Below are 16,113 nucleotides of genomic sequence, written 5' to 3' on the forward strand. Positions count from 1 at the left end.
AGCCTTGCACGGCTCACCCCACACCCGAGACGACCATTTTGGGATGCCATGCAGTTGCGCGACCTGCCGCATACGGACCCCGGTGAACCCGACGTCCGATCCGGCCGCCACTTCCTCGTCTGGCTCGGCCGCATGCAGCTCGGCGGCCAGGTGGCCGCGCTGCTCTGGGGCCTGGTGTGGATGCTGCCCCTCGGCGCGATGCCGCTGGCCGTGGGCATGGCCGTGCAGGCGGTCGTGGACCGGAACGGCGGGCGGCTCGCGGTCGCCGGCGCGCTGCTGATCGCCTTCGGCGCGCTGATGGCGCTCGGCGACAGCATGCTGCACCGCGCGGCCGTCACCAACTGGATCACCGCCGCCTCCCGGGTCCAGCAGTTGCTGGCCCGCAAGGCGGCCGACCTGGGCTCGATCCTCACCCGGCGGGTGGCGGCCGGCGAGGTGGTCGCGGTGAGCACGGGCGACGTGGAGAAGATCGGCTGGTTCGTCGAGTCGTTCTCGCGGTTCACCGCCGCGTTGTTCACCGCGCTCGCCGTCACCGCGGGCCTCGTCGTCTACGCGCCCGAGCTGGGCCTCCTCGTCGCCGTCGCGCTGCCCGTGCTGGCGCTCGCGCCGCTGCCGCTGCTGCCGTACGCCACCCGCCGCGCCGACGACCAGCGGGCCAAGGCGGGCCGGGCGACCGAGCTGGCGGCGGACACCGTGGCGGGCCTGCGGGTGCTGCGCGGCATCGGCGGCGAGGAGCTGTTCCTCGACCGGTACCGGGAGGCGTCGCAGAAGGTGCGGACCGCGGCGGTGCGCAGCGCGCGGATGTGGGCGCTGATCCACGCCGTGCAGGTGGCGCTGCCGGGGGTGCTGCTGGTGGTCGTCGTCGGGCACGGGGTGGGGCTCGCGCGGAACGGGACGATCACGGTCGGCGAGCTGGTCACGGTCTACGGGGCGGTGACGTTCCTGCTCTTCCCGATGCACCACTTCGCCGAGCTGGCGATGGCGTACTCCTTCTCCCGGCCGTCCGCCAAGCGCGCCGCCCGCGTCCTCGGGCTCGCCCGCACCACGACCGGCGGCACCGGCACCGACCACGGCCCGCTCGGCGGCGAGCTGCACGACCCGGCGACCGGGCTGCGTGCCGCTGCCGGCCGGCTGACCGCCGTGGTGTGCGGCGACCCCGACGCCGCGGGGCGGCTCGCCGACCGGCTCGGCGGGCACCCGGCGGAGCCGGGCGAGCTGCCGTCGGTGCGGCTCGGCGGCATGGAGCTGGACGACGTGCCGCTGGCGGGGGCGCGGACGGCGGTGCTGGTGCAGGACAAGGACCCGATGCTGCTGTCCGGGACGCTGGCCGACCTGCTGGACGTACCCGCGTCCGGCTCGGTCAAGCCCGCCGCCGCGCTGGCCGCCGCGCAGTGCGGCGACGTGCTGACCGCGCTGGCGCAGGCGGCGGCCGCGGTGCCGGACGGCGACGGGGCACCGATGGGCGCGCCGATCACCGAGCGCGGCCGGTCGCTCTCCGGCGGCCAGCGCCAGCGGCTGGCGCTGGCGCGGTCGCTGGTGGCCGACCCGGAGGTGCTGGTGCTGGACGAGCCGACGTCGGCGGTCGACTCGCACACCGAGGCGCGTATCGCCGAGGGGCTGCGGGAGATCCGCGCGGGCCGTACGACGGTGGTGTTCACCTCCAGCCCGCTGCTGCTGGACCGGGCGGACACGGTGGTGTTCGTGCAGGACGGCGCGGTGGTCTCCGAGGGGCCGCACCGCGAACTGCTGCACGGCGACGTCGCGTACCGCGCCGTGGTCACCCGGGAGACGGACGACGAGAAGCAGGCGCCCGGCCGCGTACCGGAAGGCGAACCTGCCGTACGCGACGAGGGCGGCGTGCCGCAGATGATGGAGGAGACCGCATGATCGGCGTGCGACCGCCGGAGTACGACCCGGCCGCGCCGCGCACCGCGACCACCCTGCCGGTGGGCGCGCCCGCGACCGTGCGCGGCTACGTGGCGGAGCTGCTGCGCCGGCACCGGACGGCGTTCCTGCTGCTGATCGCCGTCAACGCGATCGCCGTCATCGCCTCCATGGCCGGCCCGTACCTGCTGGGCGGCCTGGTCGAGGACCTGTCCGCGGGGGTCGAGGACCTCCATCTGACGCGCGCGGTGGTGCTGTTCTCGATCGCGCTGGCGGTGCAGGCGGTCTTCATCCGGCTGGTGCGGCTGCGCGGCGCGATGCTGGGCGAGCGGATGCTCGCGGACCTGCGCGAGGACTTCCTCGTGCGGTCCGTGGGCCTGCCCCCGGGCGTGCTGGAGCGGGCCGGGACCGGCGATCTGCTGTCCCGTATCACCACGGACATCGACCGGCTGGCGAACGCGATGCGCGAGGCCGTGCCGCAGTTGACGATCGCGGTGGTGTGGGTCGGGCTGGTGCTCGGCGGCATGGTGGTGATGGCGCCGCCGCTGGCGGTGGCGGTGGTGCTGGCCGCGCCGGTGCTGCTCGCGGGCTGCCGCTGGTACTTCAAGCGGGCGCCGAGCGCGTACCGCTCGGAGGCCGCGGGGTACGCCGCCGTGGCCGCGGCGCTCTCCGAGACGGTGGACGCGGGGCGCACGGTGGAGGCGCACCGGCTGGGCGCGCGCCGGGTCGCGTTGTCCGACCGGCGGGTCAAGGAATGGGTGGCGTGGGAGCGTTACACGCTCTACCTGCGCTGCATGTTCTTCCCCGTCTTCAACGCCACGCACGTCGTCGTGGTCGGCTCGGTGCTGCTGATCGGCGGCGCGTTCGTCTTCCAGGGCTGGATGAGCGTCGGCGAGCTGACGACGGGCGCGCTGCTGGCGCAGATGCTCACCGAGCCGGTGGGCATGATCCTGCGCTGGTACGACGAACTCCAGGTGGCCCAGGTGTCGCTGGCCCGGCTGGTGGGCGTACGGGACATCGAGGAGGAGGACGGCGACGCGGCCGTGCGGCCGGGCGGCCGGGACGTCCACGCCGACGAGGTCCGCTTCGGCTACCGCGCGGGGGCGGACGTGCTGCACGGCGTCTCGCTGCGGTTGCAGCCGGGCAGCCGGCTGGCGCTGGTCGGGCCCTCGGGCGCGGGCAAGTCGACGCTGGGGCGGCTGCTGGCCGGGATCTACTCGCCGCGGCGCGGCGAGATCCGGCTCGGCGGCGCGGAGCTGGCGCGGATGCCGGCCGAGCGGGTACGCGAGCACGTGGCGCTGGTCAACCAGGAGCACCACGTCTTCGTCGGCTCGCTGCGCGACAACCTGCGCCTGGCGCGTACCGAGGCGAGCGACGCGGAGCTGTGGGCGGCGCTGGGCGCGGTCGACGCGGGCGAGTGGTCCCGGGCGCTGGACGACGGCCTGGACACGGAGGTCGGCTCGGGCGGCACGGCCCTCACCCCGGCCCAGGCGCAGCAGATCGCGCTCGCCCGGCTGGTGCTGGCCGACCCGCACACGCTGGTCCTCGACGAGGCGACGTCGCTGCTCGACCCGCGGGCGGCGCGGCACCTGGAGCGGTCGCTGGCGAAGGTCCTGGACGGCCGCACGGTCGTGGCCATCGCCCACCGCCTGCACACCGCGCACGACGCGGACGTCATCGCGGTGGTCGAGGAGGGCCGCATCAGCGAACTCGGCAGCCACGACGAACTGGTCGCGGCAGACGGCGCCTACGCCGCCCTCTGGCGCTCCTGGCACGGCTGACCGGCCCCGGCCGCGTGCGGTCCACGCGCCCGGGGCGGGTCTCCGCGCCGCCCGGCGTGAGGTACTCCCTCGCGTGCCGTCGATGCCCGATCGGATCCGCGATGCGGTGGCGTTGCTCCTGGATGTGCCTGGTGGGAGACGCGGCCTCAGCCGATGACGCCCATCGCGGTGAGGCCGCCCGCGGTGCCGGCGAGCATGAAGACCGGCATCAGTATTTTCAGCTCGATCCAGCTTCCGGCGCGGAAGCGCATGAAGTCCGGCGGGCCGATCGGGTACCAGCGCCGGCGGCCCACCGGGATCGGCCACAGGACCGGACAGCCGGAGACGGTGAGGGCGTCGCCGAGGTCGTGGACGAGGGCGCCGAGGACGATGGGCAGGCCCAGCCACAGGTACTCCTGGCCGGGTTCGGTGAAGAGCCAGTCGGAGCCGTTGCCGGGCTGGTCGAGGACGGCGGCGAGGATCCAGGCGCTGGTGGCGCCGAGGAGCCACACGAGGACGTCGCTGGAGACCCGGGCGGCCCGCCACAGCAGGCCCTCGATGGCCAGCACCATGTGGACGAAGAGGATCCCGAGGACCGCCCACCGGCCGCCGAGGACGGCGAGCGCGGAGAAGCCGGCGCCGACCAGGACCGCCCACAGCCAGGTGTGCGTCAGGGTGCGGTGGCCGCCGGAGCGGCGGGGGTCGCCGCGTTTCTTCGTCGCCTTGTAGACACTGGCGGAGAGCTTGTCGATGACCTCGCAGAGGATGCGGGACAGCGGGCCGAAGGCGCGGGAGATGGTCGCGGACTTGTGGTCCAGGTCGGGGGCGAGGGCCGCGCCGGCGCAGATGAGGGCGCCGACGACGAGCACCGGCCAGGGCATCTCGTGGCCCGTCGCGGTGGCCGCCGCGCCCACCCCCAGCCACGCCGCCGCCCCCGAAAGCGAGTGCGCTGGACCCATCATGAAAAGCTCCCCCACCCCTCGTCCGCCCGTGTGGCGAACGGCCGTTGGCCCCACAGGCTCCGCCCGTCGGCGGCACAGCCTAGCGCGGGTGATCTTCACACGTACCGGGGGTTCACACTTCCGGGGCGGCGGAGGGCAGTATGGTCGGGTGACCCTTATCGATCAGATGCCGCCCACCGCCGACCCCGACGACCTCTTCGAGGCGTTCTCCTCCTGGACCGAGGAGCGGGGCATCTCCCTCTATCCGGCGCAGGAAGAGGCTCTGATCGAAGTCGTCTCCGGCTCGAACCTGATTCTGTCCACCCCCACCGGCTCCGGAAAGTCGCTGGTCGCGGCCGGTGCGCACTTCGCGGCGCTGGCCCGGGACGAGGTCTCGTTCTACACCGCGCCGATCAAGGCGCTGGTGTCGGAGAAGTTCTTCGACCTGTGCAAGATCTTCGGCACGGAGAACGTCGGCATGCTCACCGGCGACGCCTCCGTCAACGCCGACGCGCCCGTCATCTGCTGCACCGCCGAGGTGCTGGCGTCCATCGCGCTGCGCGACGGCAAGGACGCCGACATCGGCCAGGTGGTGATGGACGAGTTCCACTTCTACGCGGAGCCGGACCGCGGCTGGGCGTGGCAGATCCCGCTGCTGGAGCTGCCGCAGGCGCAGTTCGTGCTGATGTCCGCGACGCTGGGCGACGTCTCCCGCTTCGAGGAGGACCTGACCCGGCGCACCGGCCGGTCCACCTCGGTGGTCCGCTCGGCGACCCGGCCCGTCCCGCTGTCGTACGAGTACCGCACCACCCCGCTCACCGAGACCCTGACCGAGCTGCTGGAGAACCGGCAGGCGCCCGTCTACATCGTGCACTTCACCCAGGCGCAGGCGGTGGAGCGGGCACAGGCGCTGATGAGCATCAACATGTCCACCCGCGCCGAGAAGGACGAGATCGCCGCCCTCATCGGCAACTTCCGCTTCACCACCCGGTTCGGCAAGCAGCTCTCCCGCTACGTCCGGCACGGCATCGGCGTCCACCACGCCGGGATGCTGCCCAAGTACCGGCGGCTGGTGGAGAAGCTGGCGCAGGCCGGGCTGCTGAAGGTCATCTGCGGCACCGACACCCTCGGCGTCGGCGTCAACGTGCCCATCCGCACGGTGCTGTTCACCGCACTGACCAAGTACGACGGCAGCCGGGTGCGCACCCTGCGGGCCCGCGAGTTCCACCAGATCGCCGGCCGGGCCGGGCGGGCCGGCTTCGACACCTCCGGGCTGGTGGTGGCGCAGGCGCCGGAGCACGTCGTGGAGAACGAGAAGGCGCTCGCCAAGGCCGGCGACGATCCGAAGAAGCGCCGCAAGGTGGTACGCAAGAAGCCGCCCGAGGGCTTCGTCAACTGGTCGCAGAACACCTTCGAGAAGCTCATCGCCGCCGATCCAGAACCGCTCACCTCCCGCTTCCGCGTCACGCACGCCATGCTGCTGTCCATCATCGCCCGCCCGGGCAACGCCTTCACCGCCATGCGCCGGCTGCTGGAGGACAACCACGAGCCGCGCAAGAAGCAGCTCCGGCACATCCGCCGCGCCATCGCGATCTACCGCTCCCTCCTCGACGGTGGTGTGGTCGAGCAGCTCGACGAGCCGGACGCGCAGGGCCGCATCGTGCGGCTGACCGTCGACCTCCAGCAGGACTTCGCCCTCCAGCAGCCGCTGTCGACCTTCGCGCTGGCCTCGTTCGACCTCCTCGACCCCGAGTCCCCCTCCTACGCGCTCGACATGGTCTCCGTCGTGGAGTCCACCCTCGACGACCCCCGGCAGATCCTCGCGGCCCAGCAGAACAAGGCGCGCGGCGAGGCGGTCGCGGAGATGAAGGCGGACGGCGTCGAGTACGAGGAGCGGATGGAGCGGCTGATGGACGTCAGCTACCCCAAGCCGCTGGAGGAGCTGCTGTCCCACGCCTACGGGCTGTACCGCAAGAGCCACCCGTGGGTCGGCGACCACCCCCTCTCCCCCAAGTCGGTCATCCGTGACATGTACGAACGGGCCATGACCTTCGGCGAGTTCGTCTCCTTTTACGAACTGGCCCGCACCGAAGGCATCGTGCTGCGCTACCTGGCCAGCGCGTACAAGGCCCTGGACCACACCGTGCCGGACGAGCGGAAGTCCGAGGACTTCGAGGACATCGTCGCCTGGCTCGGCGAGATGGTCCGCCAGGTCGACTCCAGCCTGCTGGACGAGTGGGAACAACTGGCCAACCCGGCTGAGGAGACCGCCGAGCAGGCCATGGAGCACGCCGACCAGGTGCGTCCGGTGACGGCCAACGCGCGCGCCTTCCGGGTCCTCGTTCGCAACGCGCTGTTCCGCCGGGTGGAGCTTGCGGCGCTCGACGACGCGGACGAGCTGGGCACGCTGGACGAGGAGTCCGGCTGGGACGCGGAGCGCTGGGGCGAGGCACTGGACGCGTACTGGGAGGAGTACGAGGACATCGGCACCGGTCCTGACGCCCGCGGGCCGCGGCTGCTGCGGATCGAGGAGGACCCTGAGCACGCTCTCTGGCGCGTCCGCCAGACCTTCGCCGACCCGGAGGGCGACCACGACTGGGGCATCTCCGCGGAGGTGGATCTCACCGCCTCCGACGCCGAGGCCCGCGCCGTCCTCCGCGTCACCGACGTCGGCCCGCTGAGCCAGGCGGCCGGCTGACCTGCCGTCAGCGCGGCAGGCCCGTGCGGCGCCTGCGGCCCCGTCGCAGCCAGTTGAGGCTGCCGCGGCGTGGTCGGATGCCTCCCGCCGGCCGCGCGGGCGGGGCGCCGCCCGGGGGCGCAGGCGGAGCCGGGAGCGGGGCGGGAAGCGGTGCCGGGGACGTGGACGCTTCCGGGGACAAGGACGGGGGCGGGGTGGCGTAGTCAACCCGCGCGGCCTGGAGCTCCACCGCCAGGCCCAGCCGGTACCCCAGGGCCTCCGCGTCGGACTCCGCCAGCAGCACGTCCTCCGCCGCCCGGCGGGCCGTCTCGCTGCCGCCGCGCGCCGGGGCGACCAGCTCCGCCCGGTGCTCCACGACGCGCGCCCGCTCCCCGGCGTCGGGCACCTCCTCCGCCAGCTCCGCGTCGCTCAGCACCGCCGCATACGCGCCTGCCCGCTCCCACGGGTCCACCCGCTCCGACAACAACTGCTCCACCCGCCGCTGCCGCCAGCCGCGGGCCCGTACGTCCGCGCCCTCGGCCAGCTCCGCCCGCATCGCCGGCGGCAGCGGTCCGCGCAGCAGCCCGGGCTCCCGCTCCCCGAACCGCTCCACTTCCGTCGCGAGATACAGCCAGACCACGACCCGGTACCGGTTCACATAGAACCGCGCGGGCGCGAAGCACCCCGCCCGCGCCAGCCGCGTGAAGCGCACGGACGAGATGCCCAGCTCCTCCGCCCCCGCGGCCGTCCCCACCAGCCGCAGCCGCTCACGCAGCGCAGCCGCCGGCCCGGCGCCCCCGGCGCCGTCCTCCGCCCGCAGCCGCGCCACCTCGGCCCGTGCCACCCGGCGCCGGCCGCCGGCCCGCTGCGGCGGCTCCGTCGGCACCAGCCCGAGCTGCGCCGCCAACTCCAACTCCCGCGGCAGCAGCCCCAGCTCCGCAGCCGCGCGGCCGAACGTCAGCGGCTCCGCCCGCTCGCCCGCCGCGCCAGCCGTCCGCGCACCCGTGCCCGCCCCGGTCCGTACCACCATGACCATCTCCCCCGTCGTCGCTCGAAAAGCGCCATCTCGATTACTCTCAGTGACGACTCTAGCGCGTCGCTCCCCGCCCCGCCTCCCCTGTGGATAACGTGCTCGCATGGGCGAGAAGATGACCGACGAAGAGTGGCGCACCTTCGTCTCCTCAGGCACCCGCACCGGCAAGCTGGCCACCGTCCGCGCCGACGGCAGCCCCCACGTGGCCCCGGTCTGGTTCGTACTCGACGGCGACGACTTCGTCTTCAACACCGGCGCCGGCACCGTCAAGGGCCGCAACCTCGCGCGCGACGGCCGGGCCACCCTCTGCGTCGACGACGAAAGCTATCCGTACTCGTTCGCCGTGCTCTCCGGCCGCGCGAGGCTCAGCGACGACCTGGACGAGATGCGCCACTGGGCCACCGTCATCGCCGCCCGCTACGTGGACAGGGAACTCGCCGAGACCTACGGCGCGCGCAACGCCGTCGCCGGCGAACTCCTCGTCCGGGTCGCCATCGACAGGGTGGTCTCCGAGGCCCGCGTCGCCGAGTGACCCCCGGTACCCCGGGCCCCGCTCACCCCACGGGCTCCGTGCCGACCGTGTCGAGCAGCCGGGCGGTGTGCACCCGCCCGGCGTACTCGACCAGCCTGATCAGCACCTCCTTCCCCGAGTCGCGGTCGCGGGCGTCGCACAGCACGACCGGAGTGCCCTGGTCGAGGTCGAGGGCACGGGCGACCTCGTGGGCGCCGTAACTGCGCGACTCGGGGAAGCAGTTCACCGCGACGATGAACGGGATGCTGCGGTGCTCGAAGTAGTCCACCGCCGGGAAGCAGTCCTGCAGCCTGCGGGTGTCGGCCAGCACCACCGCGCCCAGCGCGCCGGTGGCCAGCTCGTCCCAGAGGAACCAGAAACGGTCCTGCCCCGGCGTGCCGAACAGATAGACCGCGAGCCCGGCGCGGATGGTGATCCTGCCGAAGTCCATCGCCACGGTCGTCGTGGTCTTCTCGTCCACGCCGCCGGTGTCGTCGACTGCGGTGCCGACCTCGCTCAACTGCTCCTCGGTGCGCAGCGGACGGATCTCGCTGACAGAACCGACCAGGGTGGTCTTGCCCACCCCGAAGCCGCCGGCGATGAGGATCTTCAGCGCCAGCGCGTCGTCGACCCTGCGGTCAGAGGGCGCGGAGTCCATCGATCACTTCTCTCAGGATCATCTCGTCGGGAAGCTGCGCCGGCGGTACGGGCCTGCTGACCCGTACGCAGCCGAGTTCGACCAGATCGCCGAGGAGTACCCGTACCACCCCGACCGGCAGATCGGTCTCCGCCGCCAGCTCGGCGACGGACTGGGTCTCGATCCGGCAGAGGTCGATGAGCGCCCGGTGCTCGGGCCCGAACGTCTCGGCCTCCTTCCCCGCGGCCTCCAGCGCCTCTTCCTCCAGGTCGATCAGCGCGATGAGGTCGAACCGCACCGTGGTGGTCACCGGCCGGGTCCGGCCGCCGGTCATCGCGTACGGGCGGACCAGCGGACCGGCCTCGGCGTCGTACCAGTGACTGCCGTGGTGCGGAGGGGTGCCACTCATATCTTCAGTCATAACGTGTCACCGCCGTGCTCAGCCCGGATTCCGCGGCTTCGCTGCGGCCGTTCGCGGGGCGGTGTATAGATGTTCGCCCACCCGTGCGACCAGGCGGGCCATTTCGTACGCGACGAGGCCCATGTCCGCCGTCGCGGCGCTGAGTACGGCAAGACAGGAGCCGTCCCCGGCCGCGGCCACGAAGAGGAAGCCGTCGTCCATCTCGACCATCGTCTGCCGTACGCCGCCCGCGCGGAAGTGCCGCCCGGCGCCCTTGGCGAGACTGTGGAAGCCCGACGCGACCGCCGCCAGGTGCTCGGCGTCCTCGCGGGAGAGGGTTCTGGAGTTGCCGACCGCGAGGCCGTCGCCGGAGAGCACCACGGCGTGGTGCACGTCGGCGACGCGCCTGACGAGGTCGTCCAGCAGCCAGTCGAGTCCCCCGGATCTCTGCGTGTGCACCGTGTCCGGCTCGATCATGGGCTTTCCCCTTCCCTCGACGTGTGCGCGGTCTCGTCCGGCTCCGGGCGTCCGCCGCCCGGTTCACCGCCATACGTGCGGCCGGCGGGCAGGCCGCCGCCGCGTAACCAGCCGCTGCGGTACGCGGCCATGCGGGCGCGCGCCTCTTCCGGCGTGCGCTCCCGCGGTGCGGAGCGGTCCGCGGCGCCGGGCTCCCCGCGCGCTCCGGCGGCCCCGTCGCCGGTGTCCGTGGCGTCGTCCGCGCCGTCCGCACGCTCCCCGGTGTGCGTGCCGCCGTCGCCGGAGCCGGGCTCCAGCCGCAACTGCGGGGCCATGCTGGCCTGCCGTACGCGCCTGGGCAGCTCCGTGACGTCCCCGGGAGCCTGGACGGCAGCCGCCTCCTGCCCGGCCTGCCCCGCGTACATCCCGGGCCCGCCGAAGGCTTCCCCGTCCACAGCCGCCACCCCCGCGCCGTCACCGCCTTCCGCGCCGCCGTCCACCACGTCCGCCGTACCACCCGCCGGATCCACGCCGAGCCGGGCCCGCAGCAGCACCACGTCCTCCCGCGACGCCAGCACCGGCCGCTCACCCACCGGCCCGACGGCCGGCCCTCCGGGCCCGGGCCCCGTGCTCCACGGCCCCGGCAGCGCCCGCCCGGCCCACCGCTCCGGCAGCCCGTTCTCCGTGACCCGCGCCCCTTTCTCCGCCCCGTGCGCGCCGGAGCCGCCCCCGTCCACCCGGTTCCGCACCGGCACCCCGGGCAACCCCGGAGCCGCCGAACCACCCGCCAGCCCCGCCACCCCGGAACCGCCAGGCCCACCGGGCACCCCGGGCACCAGCCCCCCCGAGAACGGCCGCGCCGCCGCGCCCCGCGCCCCCGCCCTCGCCCCCGGGTCCACCGCCCCCTCGACCGCCGCCTCCAGCAGCGCCGTCGGCAGCAGCACCACCACCGTCGTCCCCCCGTAGACCGACTCCCGCAGGCTGACCTGGATCCCGTGCCGCGCCGCCAGCCGGCTCACCACGAACAGCCCCAGCCGGTCGCTGTCGAACAGATCCAGCGCCTCCGACTGCCGGATCCGCCGGTTCACCGCGGCCAGCGCCTCCTTGCCCATGCCCAGGCCGCGGTCCTCGACCTCGATCGCGTAGCCCTTGCCGACCTGCTCGCCGTACACCCGCACCTTGGTGTGCGGCGGCGAGAACTGCGCGGCGTTCTCCACCAGCTCCGCCAGCAGATGCGTCAGGTCGGCCACCGCCGCGCCCACCACGGCCACGTCCGACAGCGCCCGCACCTCCACGCGCGCGTAGTCCTCCACCTCCGAGACCGCGGCCCGCACCACGCTCTGCAGCGGCACCGGCATCCGCCACGCGCGGCCGGGGGCCGCGCCGGAGAGGATGATCAGGCTCTCGGCGTGCCGCCGCATGCGGGTCGTGAGGTGGTCGAGCCGGAAGAGGTCGTCCAGTTCCTCGGGGTCCTCGGCGCGCCGCTCCATGCTGTCCAGCAGCGCGAGCTGGCGGTGGACGAGCACCTGGCTGCGGCGGGCGAGGTTGACGAACACCCCGGAGATGCCGCTCGCCAGCTCGGCCCGCTCGACGGCGGCGCGCAGCGCCGCCCGGTGCACGGTGGTCAGCGCCTCGCCGACCTGGGCGATCTCCTCGTCGCCCGGGTCGCCCCTGGGGGCCTCGCCGGCGATGTCGATCTCCTGTCCAGCGCGCAGCCTGTGCATCGCGTGCGGCAGCTTGCGGCGGGCGAGTTCGAGGGCGGAGTTGCGCAGGCCGACGAGTTCGACGATCAGCCCGCGGCCTATCCGTACGGAGATGAGGAGAGCCGCGGCCACGGCGGCGAGGCCCAAGAGGGCCGCGGCGCCCGAGGGGGTGAGCACGCCGTCGGTGAAGGGGTCGGTGCGGTCGGCCTCCGCGGCGTGCTCCCGTCCGACGGCGCGGACGGCGCCGGCCACGTCCGCGTACGGGCCCTGCCAGTCCCGCGCGGGGGCGGCCTCGACGGCGGCGGTGCCGGAGTCCGCGGCGGCCACGGCGTCCTCCAGCTCGCCGAGGGTGCGGTACGCCTTGCTCTCGCGGGCCTGCCGCCACACCTCCGCCTCACCGCCGCCGAGGTCGGCGGCCGAGCCCTCCTCCAGGGCGGCGCGGGCGGACGCGGCGTCGGCGAAGGCGCGGTGGTGGGCGGCGCTGAGCGACCCGCGCAACTGCCCGGCGGCCAGGAGCGCGTCCTCGCGCGCGAGCATCTCGCCGGCCCGGCCGAACTCCAGCAGCACCCGGGCCTCGGACGCCGCCTCGGCGCCCTGGATGCCGGTGAGCGCGCCGGAGACGCCGAAGGCGCGGTCGACGGCGGCGGTGTACTTCTCGTACGTCCGCGACCAGTCGGTCGTACGGGCCTCCACCTGGGTACGCAGCCGCCCCAGCGACTCCGTGCCCGTGACGAAGCCGTCGAGCCGCCGGGTGACGTCCCGGGGCAGGTCGGCGCCCTCCGCGACGGTGTGGCTGCCGTCGAGCCGCAGCCGGTCGACGGCCCGGTCGGTGCGGACGGTCGCCGCGCCGTAGGCGCCACCGTGGTCGCCGCCGGGGCCGGCGAGATGGCTTGCGGCGGCCCGCCGTTCGTCCTGGAGCGCCGCGACGGCGGCGGCAAGGGGCTGCCGTACCTCGGTCTCGACCTGTTCGAGCTGGCGCAGCCGGGAGACGTCCTGCGCGGTGCCGACGGTGGCGTAGCCCCAGAGCGCTATCAGGGAGACGACCGGCACGGTCAGCAGGCAGATGACGCGCGCGCGTACGGTACGGGGCCCGAACCGCCGGCGCCGCCCGCGGTGCCCGTACGCCGGCGTCTTCTGTGCACCCCCCGCGTTCAAACCTCCGGAGCCCGCCGATTCCCCGGCGCTCTCCGCGCCCGTTCCGTCCGGCAGATACGCCCGCTCCCAGGCGCTCGGCCCCGGCGGCGGCTCGGGCTCGTCGGCGGGCGGTCCCGCGTGCGCCCTCCGGCCGCGCACCGGCGCGGGCACCGGTGGCGCCGCCCCGCCCGCCCCGCGCCCGGCGGGCCGCTCGGCCGGGGGTGCGGACGGCGTACCGGACGGGCCGCTCGGCGAGTTGCTGTCCGGGGTTCGCATGTCCACCTCATATCGGTTGGCGGGGCCCACCCCGCGGGGTCCGTCCGGCCGGGGTGCGGGCGCGGCGCGGCCGGCTAGACGGCGCCGGGCGTTCGGGTCAGGCGCTGGGCGGACACGGTGGCGGCACGCTCCGCGGCGGTCGGCGTGAGCGCGACGAACGCCGAGGTGAGGAAGAGGTACGAGCCGAGTCCTACGGTCAGGGGAAAGACGAACTGGGTGGCGGTGGCCCCGGCCAGGGCCTCGGGCGAGGGCGTCACGGACACGGACAAGGCGGCCATCCCGGTGTAGTGCATGCTCGTCACCGCCGCCCCCATGACGAGGGAGGCGAGGGTCACGGCAAGCGGGGAGCGGATGGTGAGCGCGGTCCACAGCGCGGCGGTGGCCGTGGCGACCGCGATGAGGATGGAGAGCGCCACGGCCGGGAGGTCGTAGGCGATCGAGCCGTGCAGGCGGACGGCGGCCATCCCGATGTAGTGCATGGCGGCCACGCCGAGCCCGGTGGCGAGCCCGGCGACCAGCAGGGCGGGGCCCCGGGCGCGGAGGCGGCCGAGGGCGAAGACGCCGGCTCCGGCGACGGCCATGGCGACCACGAGGCTGAGGACCGTGCGCGGGATGTCGTAGCGGATCTCGGTGCCGCTGACGGTGAACCCCAGCATGGCGATGAAGTGCATCGTCCAGATGCCGGTCCCGGTGGCGGACGCGGCGGTGAGCAGCCAGTTGCGCCGGGAGCGGGCGGTGGGGGCCGCCAGCGCCTGGACGGTGCAGCGCAGCCCGAGCGCGGCGCCGATGCACGCCATCGCGTACGAGAGAACGGGTGTCAGCCACCCGTAGGCTGCGTGGTCGAGGTGTCCCATGTCTCAGGGACGCTAGTCCCGTTGGGGGCGCACGACCGGGGCGCATGCCAAACCTGACTGAATTTGACAGAGTCAATGCCTCGATCGACCAGACAACGCCTGAAGAGGCACGCCGCTGGCACATTTCTTATGGCATAAGCCTCATCGGCCGTATGCCTCCGTAAGAGGGGCGCACGGTCAGCGGCCGAGCTCCTTGCGTGTCACCCTCTTGAGCCTGCGGCGCTGCCCGGGGTCGAGCGCCAGATAGGCGGCCACCGGCACACCGACGATCACCAGCACGGCGATCCAGAACGAGGTCAACCACCACAGCAGCAATCCGACCGCCACCCCGCCGGCCGCGACCTTCCCTCGATTCGACATCTTCCTGCCTCCTACAGCGGCGGCACACCGCCCTCGACTGGGGAACGGCCACACCGCTCCCCCGGTTCCTTTATCCCATGACCGGCGCCGGAGGGCGTCATACATGTGGATGAGGGACCCATTACGGGACGGGTTCCCCGTTACGGGCGGGAGGTGCGCCGTCACGGGGCGGGAGGTGGGCCCGCCCCGTGACGGCAGAAGGAGAGCGTGCGCCCTCTTAGGGGGTGGCGGGGGCGCGCAGCGGCTCGCCGACTTCGTGCATGTGCTCCAGGGCCTGGCGGTACGACTCGAAGGCGCTGGTCTCCACGTACGGCAGCCCGAGTGCCGCGCAGTGCGCGCGGACCATGGGCTGGACGCGGCGGAGGTGGGGGCGGGGCATGCTGGGGAAGAGGTGGTGCTCGATCTGGTAGTTCAGGCCCCCCATGAGCCAGTCGGTGACCATGCCGCCGCGCACGTTGCGCGAGGTCAGCACCTGCTTGCGCAGATGGCCCCAGTCGTCGCCGGAGTCCATCATCTCCATGCCCTTGTGGTTGGGCGCGAAGCACATCCCCAGGTGCAGGCCGAACACGGCGTGCTGCACCAGCGCGAAGACCACCGCCTTGCCGGGGGACATCGCGGTCAGCAGCAGGGCGGCGTATCCCGCGAGGTGGGCGCCCAGCAGCAGACCCTCGACCCAGCGCTCGCCCGGCTTCTGCCGGCGCAGGTCGCGCCAGCTCGACACCTTCAGGTTGATGCCTTCGAGGAGCAGCAGCGGGAAGAACAGGCGCGCCTGGTTGCGGGTGAGCCAGCGGGCGAAGCCCTCGCGCACCGCGGCCTGGCCCTGGGTCCACACCAGGACGCCGACGCCGACGTCCGGGTCCTTCTCGATGTGGTTGGGGTTGGCGTGGTGGCGGTTGTGCTTGTCGTTCCACCAGTTGCGGCTCATGCCGATCAGCAGGTTGCCGCCGAGCAGGCCCATCAGCCCGTTCGCCCGCCGGGTCGACGCTATCTGCGAGTGGCCCGCGTCATGGCCGAGGAAGCAGGCGCGGGTGGAGAAGACCGCGGCCGGCACCGCGAGGAAGAGGACCCACCAGGTGTTTCCGACGAGATGGATGCCGACGCCGGTCGCGGCGAGCGCCAGCAGCGTCATCACCGTGTTGCGGGCGTACCAGCCGCGGCGCCGCCGCAGCAGCCCGGCGGCCTTGACCTCCCGCAGGAGCGGGGTGAACTCCGAACCCCTGGTGGTCGGCGACCCCTTGGCGGTCGGTGTGGCAGTGGCCTGCGGCATGGCGCCTCCGGTCTCTCGCGTTGAGGACCTCGACGCTACGGAACCGGAAAGCTCGGCGCGGTGACGTCAGCACCCGGAACGCCCGGGTGCAATCCACCCGGCACAAGGTAGTGCCAGATACACCCCCCGCGGCACCACGTGCGCAAAAGTGAAGTTGATCACGCCTCGGCGGCGTCCGGTGCCGCGATGCCTGGGGTACTCTCGACCGCCCGGTAGTCAA

Annotated in this window: 13 protein-coding genes; 4 read left to right on the plus strand and 9 right to left on the minus strand. The window is 73.7% G+C overall.

Annotation, left to right across the window (positions count from 1 at the left end; translation table 11 throughout):
- Window positions 1-48 precede the first annotated feature (48 nt).
- Complete coding sequence (locus OG946_RS03435) at window positions 49-1,887, plus strand: ABC transporter ATP-binding protein (RefSeq protein ID WP_326794684.1); 1,839 nt, start codon at window positions 49-51, stop codon at window positions 1,885-1,887.
- Window positions 1,884-3,665: an ABC transporter ATP-binding protein gene (locus tag OG946_RS03440; protein ID WP_326794685.1), complete on the plus strand. Its 1,782-nt coding sequence runs from the start codon at window positions 1,884-1,886 to the stop codon at window positions 3,663-3,665. Before OG946_RS03435 ends, OG946_RS03440 begins: the two co-directional genes overlap by 4 nt.
- A gap of 146 nt (window positions 3,666-3,811) precedes the next feature.
- On the opposite strand, the gene OG946_RS03445 is transcribed toward OG946_RS03440, so the two are convergent.
- Window positions 3,812-4,606: a metal-dependent hydrolase gene (locus tag OG946_RS03445; RefSeq protein WP_326794686.1), complete on the minus strand. Its 795-nt coding sequence runs from the start codon at window positions 4,604-4,606 to the stop codon at window positions 3,812-3,814.
- A gap of 148 nt (window positions 4,607-4,754) precedes the next feature.
- Between OG946_RS03445 and OG946_RS03450 the strand changes: the two genes are divergently transcribed.
- On the plus strand, window positions 4,755-7,283 hold the full coding sequence (locus OG946_RS03450) for a DEAD/DEAH box helicase (protein WP_326794687.1): 2,529 nt from the start codon (window positions 4,755-4,757) through the stop codon (window positions 7,281-7,283).
- 7 nt (window positions 7,284-7,290) lie between these two features.
- On the opposite strand, the gene OG946_RS03455 is transcribed toward OG946_RS03450, so the two are convergent.
- A complete protein-coding gene (locus OG946_RS03455) occupies window positions 7,291-8,292 on the minus strand; it encodes a DUF6397 family protein (RefSeq protein ID WP_326794688.1) in 1,002 nt (333 codons plus the stop codon).
- Between the two features lie 106 nt (window positions 8,293-8,398).
- Between OG946_RS03455 and OG946_RS03460 the strand changes: the two genes are divergently transcribed.
- Complete coding sequence (locus tag OG946_RS03460) at window positions 8,399-8,827, plus strand: PPOX class F420-dependent oxidoreductase (protein WP_326794689.1); 429 nt, start codon at window positions 8,399-8,401, stop codon at window positions 8,825-8,827.
- Window positions 8,828-8,849: 22 nt separating this feature from the next.
- On the opposite strand, the gene OG946_RS03465 is transcribed toward OG946_RS03460, so the two are convergent.
- From OG946_RS03465 to OG946_RS03495, 7 genes are all read right to left on the minus strand, one after another.
- Complete coding sequence (locus tag OG946_RS03465) at window positions 8,850-9,464, minus strand: GTP-binding protein (RefSeq protein ID WP_326794690.1); 615 nt, start codon at window positions 9,462-9,464, stop codon at window positions 8,850-8,852.
- The gene (locus OG946_RS03470) at window positions 9,445-9,864 is read right to left on the minus strand and encodes a DUF742 domain-containing protein (RefSeq protein ID WP_101425705.1); all 420 of its coding nucleotides are present in this window, start codon (window positions 9,862-9,864) and stop codon (window positions 9,445-9,447) included. The genes OG946_RS03465 and OG946_RS03470 overlap by 20 nt, the downstream gene beginning before the upstream one ends.
- An 18-nt stretch (window positions 9,865-9,882) precedes the next feature.
- Entirely contained in the window at window positions 9,883-10,320 is a 438-nt protein-coding gene (locus tag OG946_RS03475; protein WP_326794691.1) for a roadblock/LC7 domain-containing protein, read from the minus strand.
- Window positions 10,317-13,412: a sensor histidine kinase gene (locus OG946_RS03480; protein ID WP_326794692.1), complete on the minus strand. Its 3,096-nt coding sequence runs from the start codon at window positions 13,410-13,412 to the stop codon at window positions 10,317-10,319. Before OG946_RS03480 ends, OG946_RS03475 begins: the two co-directional genes overlap by 4 nt.
- Before the next feature lie 74 nt (window positions 13,413-13,486).
- Entirely contained in the window at window positions 13,487-14,266 is a 780-nt protein-coding gene (locus OG946_RS03485) for an MHYT domain-containing protein (RefSeq protein ID WP_326794693.1), read from the minus strand.
- A 177-nt stretch (window positions 14,267-14,443) separates the two neighbouring features.
- Window positions 14,444-14,626, minus strand: a complete 183-nt coding sequence (locus OG946_RS03490) for a hypothetical protein (protein WP_027746601.1) — start codon at window positions 14,624-14,626, stop codon at window positions 14,444-14,446.
- 217 nt (window positions 14,627-14,843) lie between these two features.
- The gene (locus OG946_RS03495; RefSeq protein ID WP_326794694.1) at window positions 14,844-15,893 is read right to left on the minus strand and encodes a fatty acid desaturase family protein; all 1,050 of its coding nucleotides are present in this window, start codon (window positions 15,891-15,893) and stop codon (window positions 14,844-14,846) included.
- Window positions 15,894-16,113 lie beyond the last annotated feature (220 nt).

Source organism: Streptomyces sp. NBC_01808 (genome assembly GCF_035917395.1).
GTDB lineage: Bacteria > Actinomycetota > Actinomycetes > Streptomycetales > Streptomycetaceae > Streptomyces.

Excerpts from the sequence above, each read along its gene's own strand:
- OG946_RS03435 (WP_326794684.1), top strand. The coding sequence starts at position 49 with ATGCAGTTGCGCGACCTGCCGCATACGGACCCCGGTGAACCCGACGTC.
- OG946_RS03440 (WP_326794685.1), top strand. The coding sequence starts at position 1,884 with ATGATCGGCGTGCGACCGCCGGAGTACGACCCGGCCGCGCCGCGCACC.
- OG946_RS03445 (WP_326794686.1), bottom strand. The coding sequence starts at position 4,606 with ATGATGGGTCCAGCGCACTCGCTTTCGGGGGCGGCGGCGTGGCTGGGG.
- OG946_RS03455 (WP_326794688.1), bottom strand. The coding sequence starts at position 8,292 with ATGGTGGTACGGACCGGGGCGGGCACGGGTGCGCGGACGGCTGGCGCG.
- OG946_RS03460 (WP_326794689.1), top strand. The coding sequence starts at position 8,399 with ATGGGCGAGAAGATGACCGACGAAGAGTGGCGCACCTTCGTCTCCTCA.
- OG946_RS03465 (WP_326794690.1), bottom strand. The coding sequence starts at position 9,464 with ATGGACTCCGCGCCCTCTGACCGCAGGGTCGACGACGCGCTGGCGCTG.
- OG946_RS03470 (WP_101425705.1), bottom strand. The coding sequence starts at position 9,864 with ATGACTGAAGATATGAGTGGCACCCCTCCGCACCACGGCAGTCACTGG.
- OG946_RS03475 (WP_326794691.1), bottom strand. The coding sequence starts at position 10,320 with ATGATCGAGCCGGACACGGTGCACACGCAGAGATCCGGGGGACTCGAC.
- OG946_RS03480 (WP_326794692.1), bottom strand. The coding sequence starts at position 13,412 with ATGCGAACCCCGGACAGCAACTCGCCGAGCGGCCCGTCCGGTACGCCG.
- OG946_RS03485 (WP_326794693.1), bottom strand. The coding sequence starts at position 14,266 with ATGGGACACCTCGACCACGCAGCCTACGGGTGGCTGACACCCGTTCTC.
- OG946_RS03490 (WP_027746601.1), bottom strand. The coding sequence starts at position 14,626 with ATGTCGAATCGAGGGAAGGTCGCGGCCGGCGGGGTGGCGGTCGGATTG.
- OG946_RS03495 (WP_326794694.1), bottom strand. The coding sequence starts at position 15,893 with ATGCCGCAGGCCACTGCCACACCGACCGCCAAGGGGTCGCCGACCACC.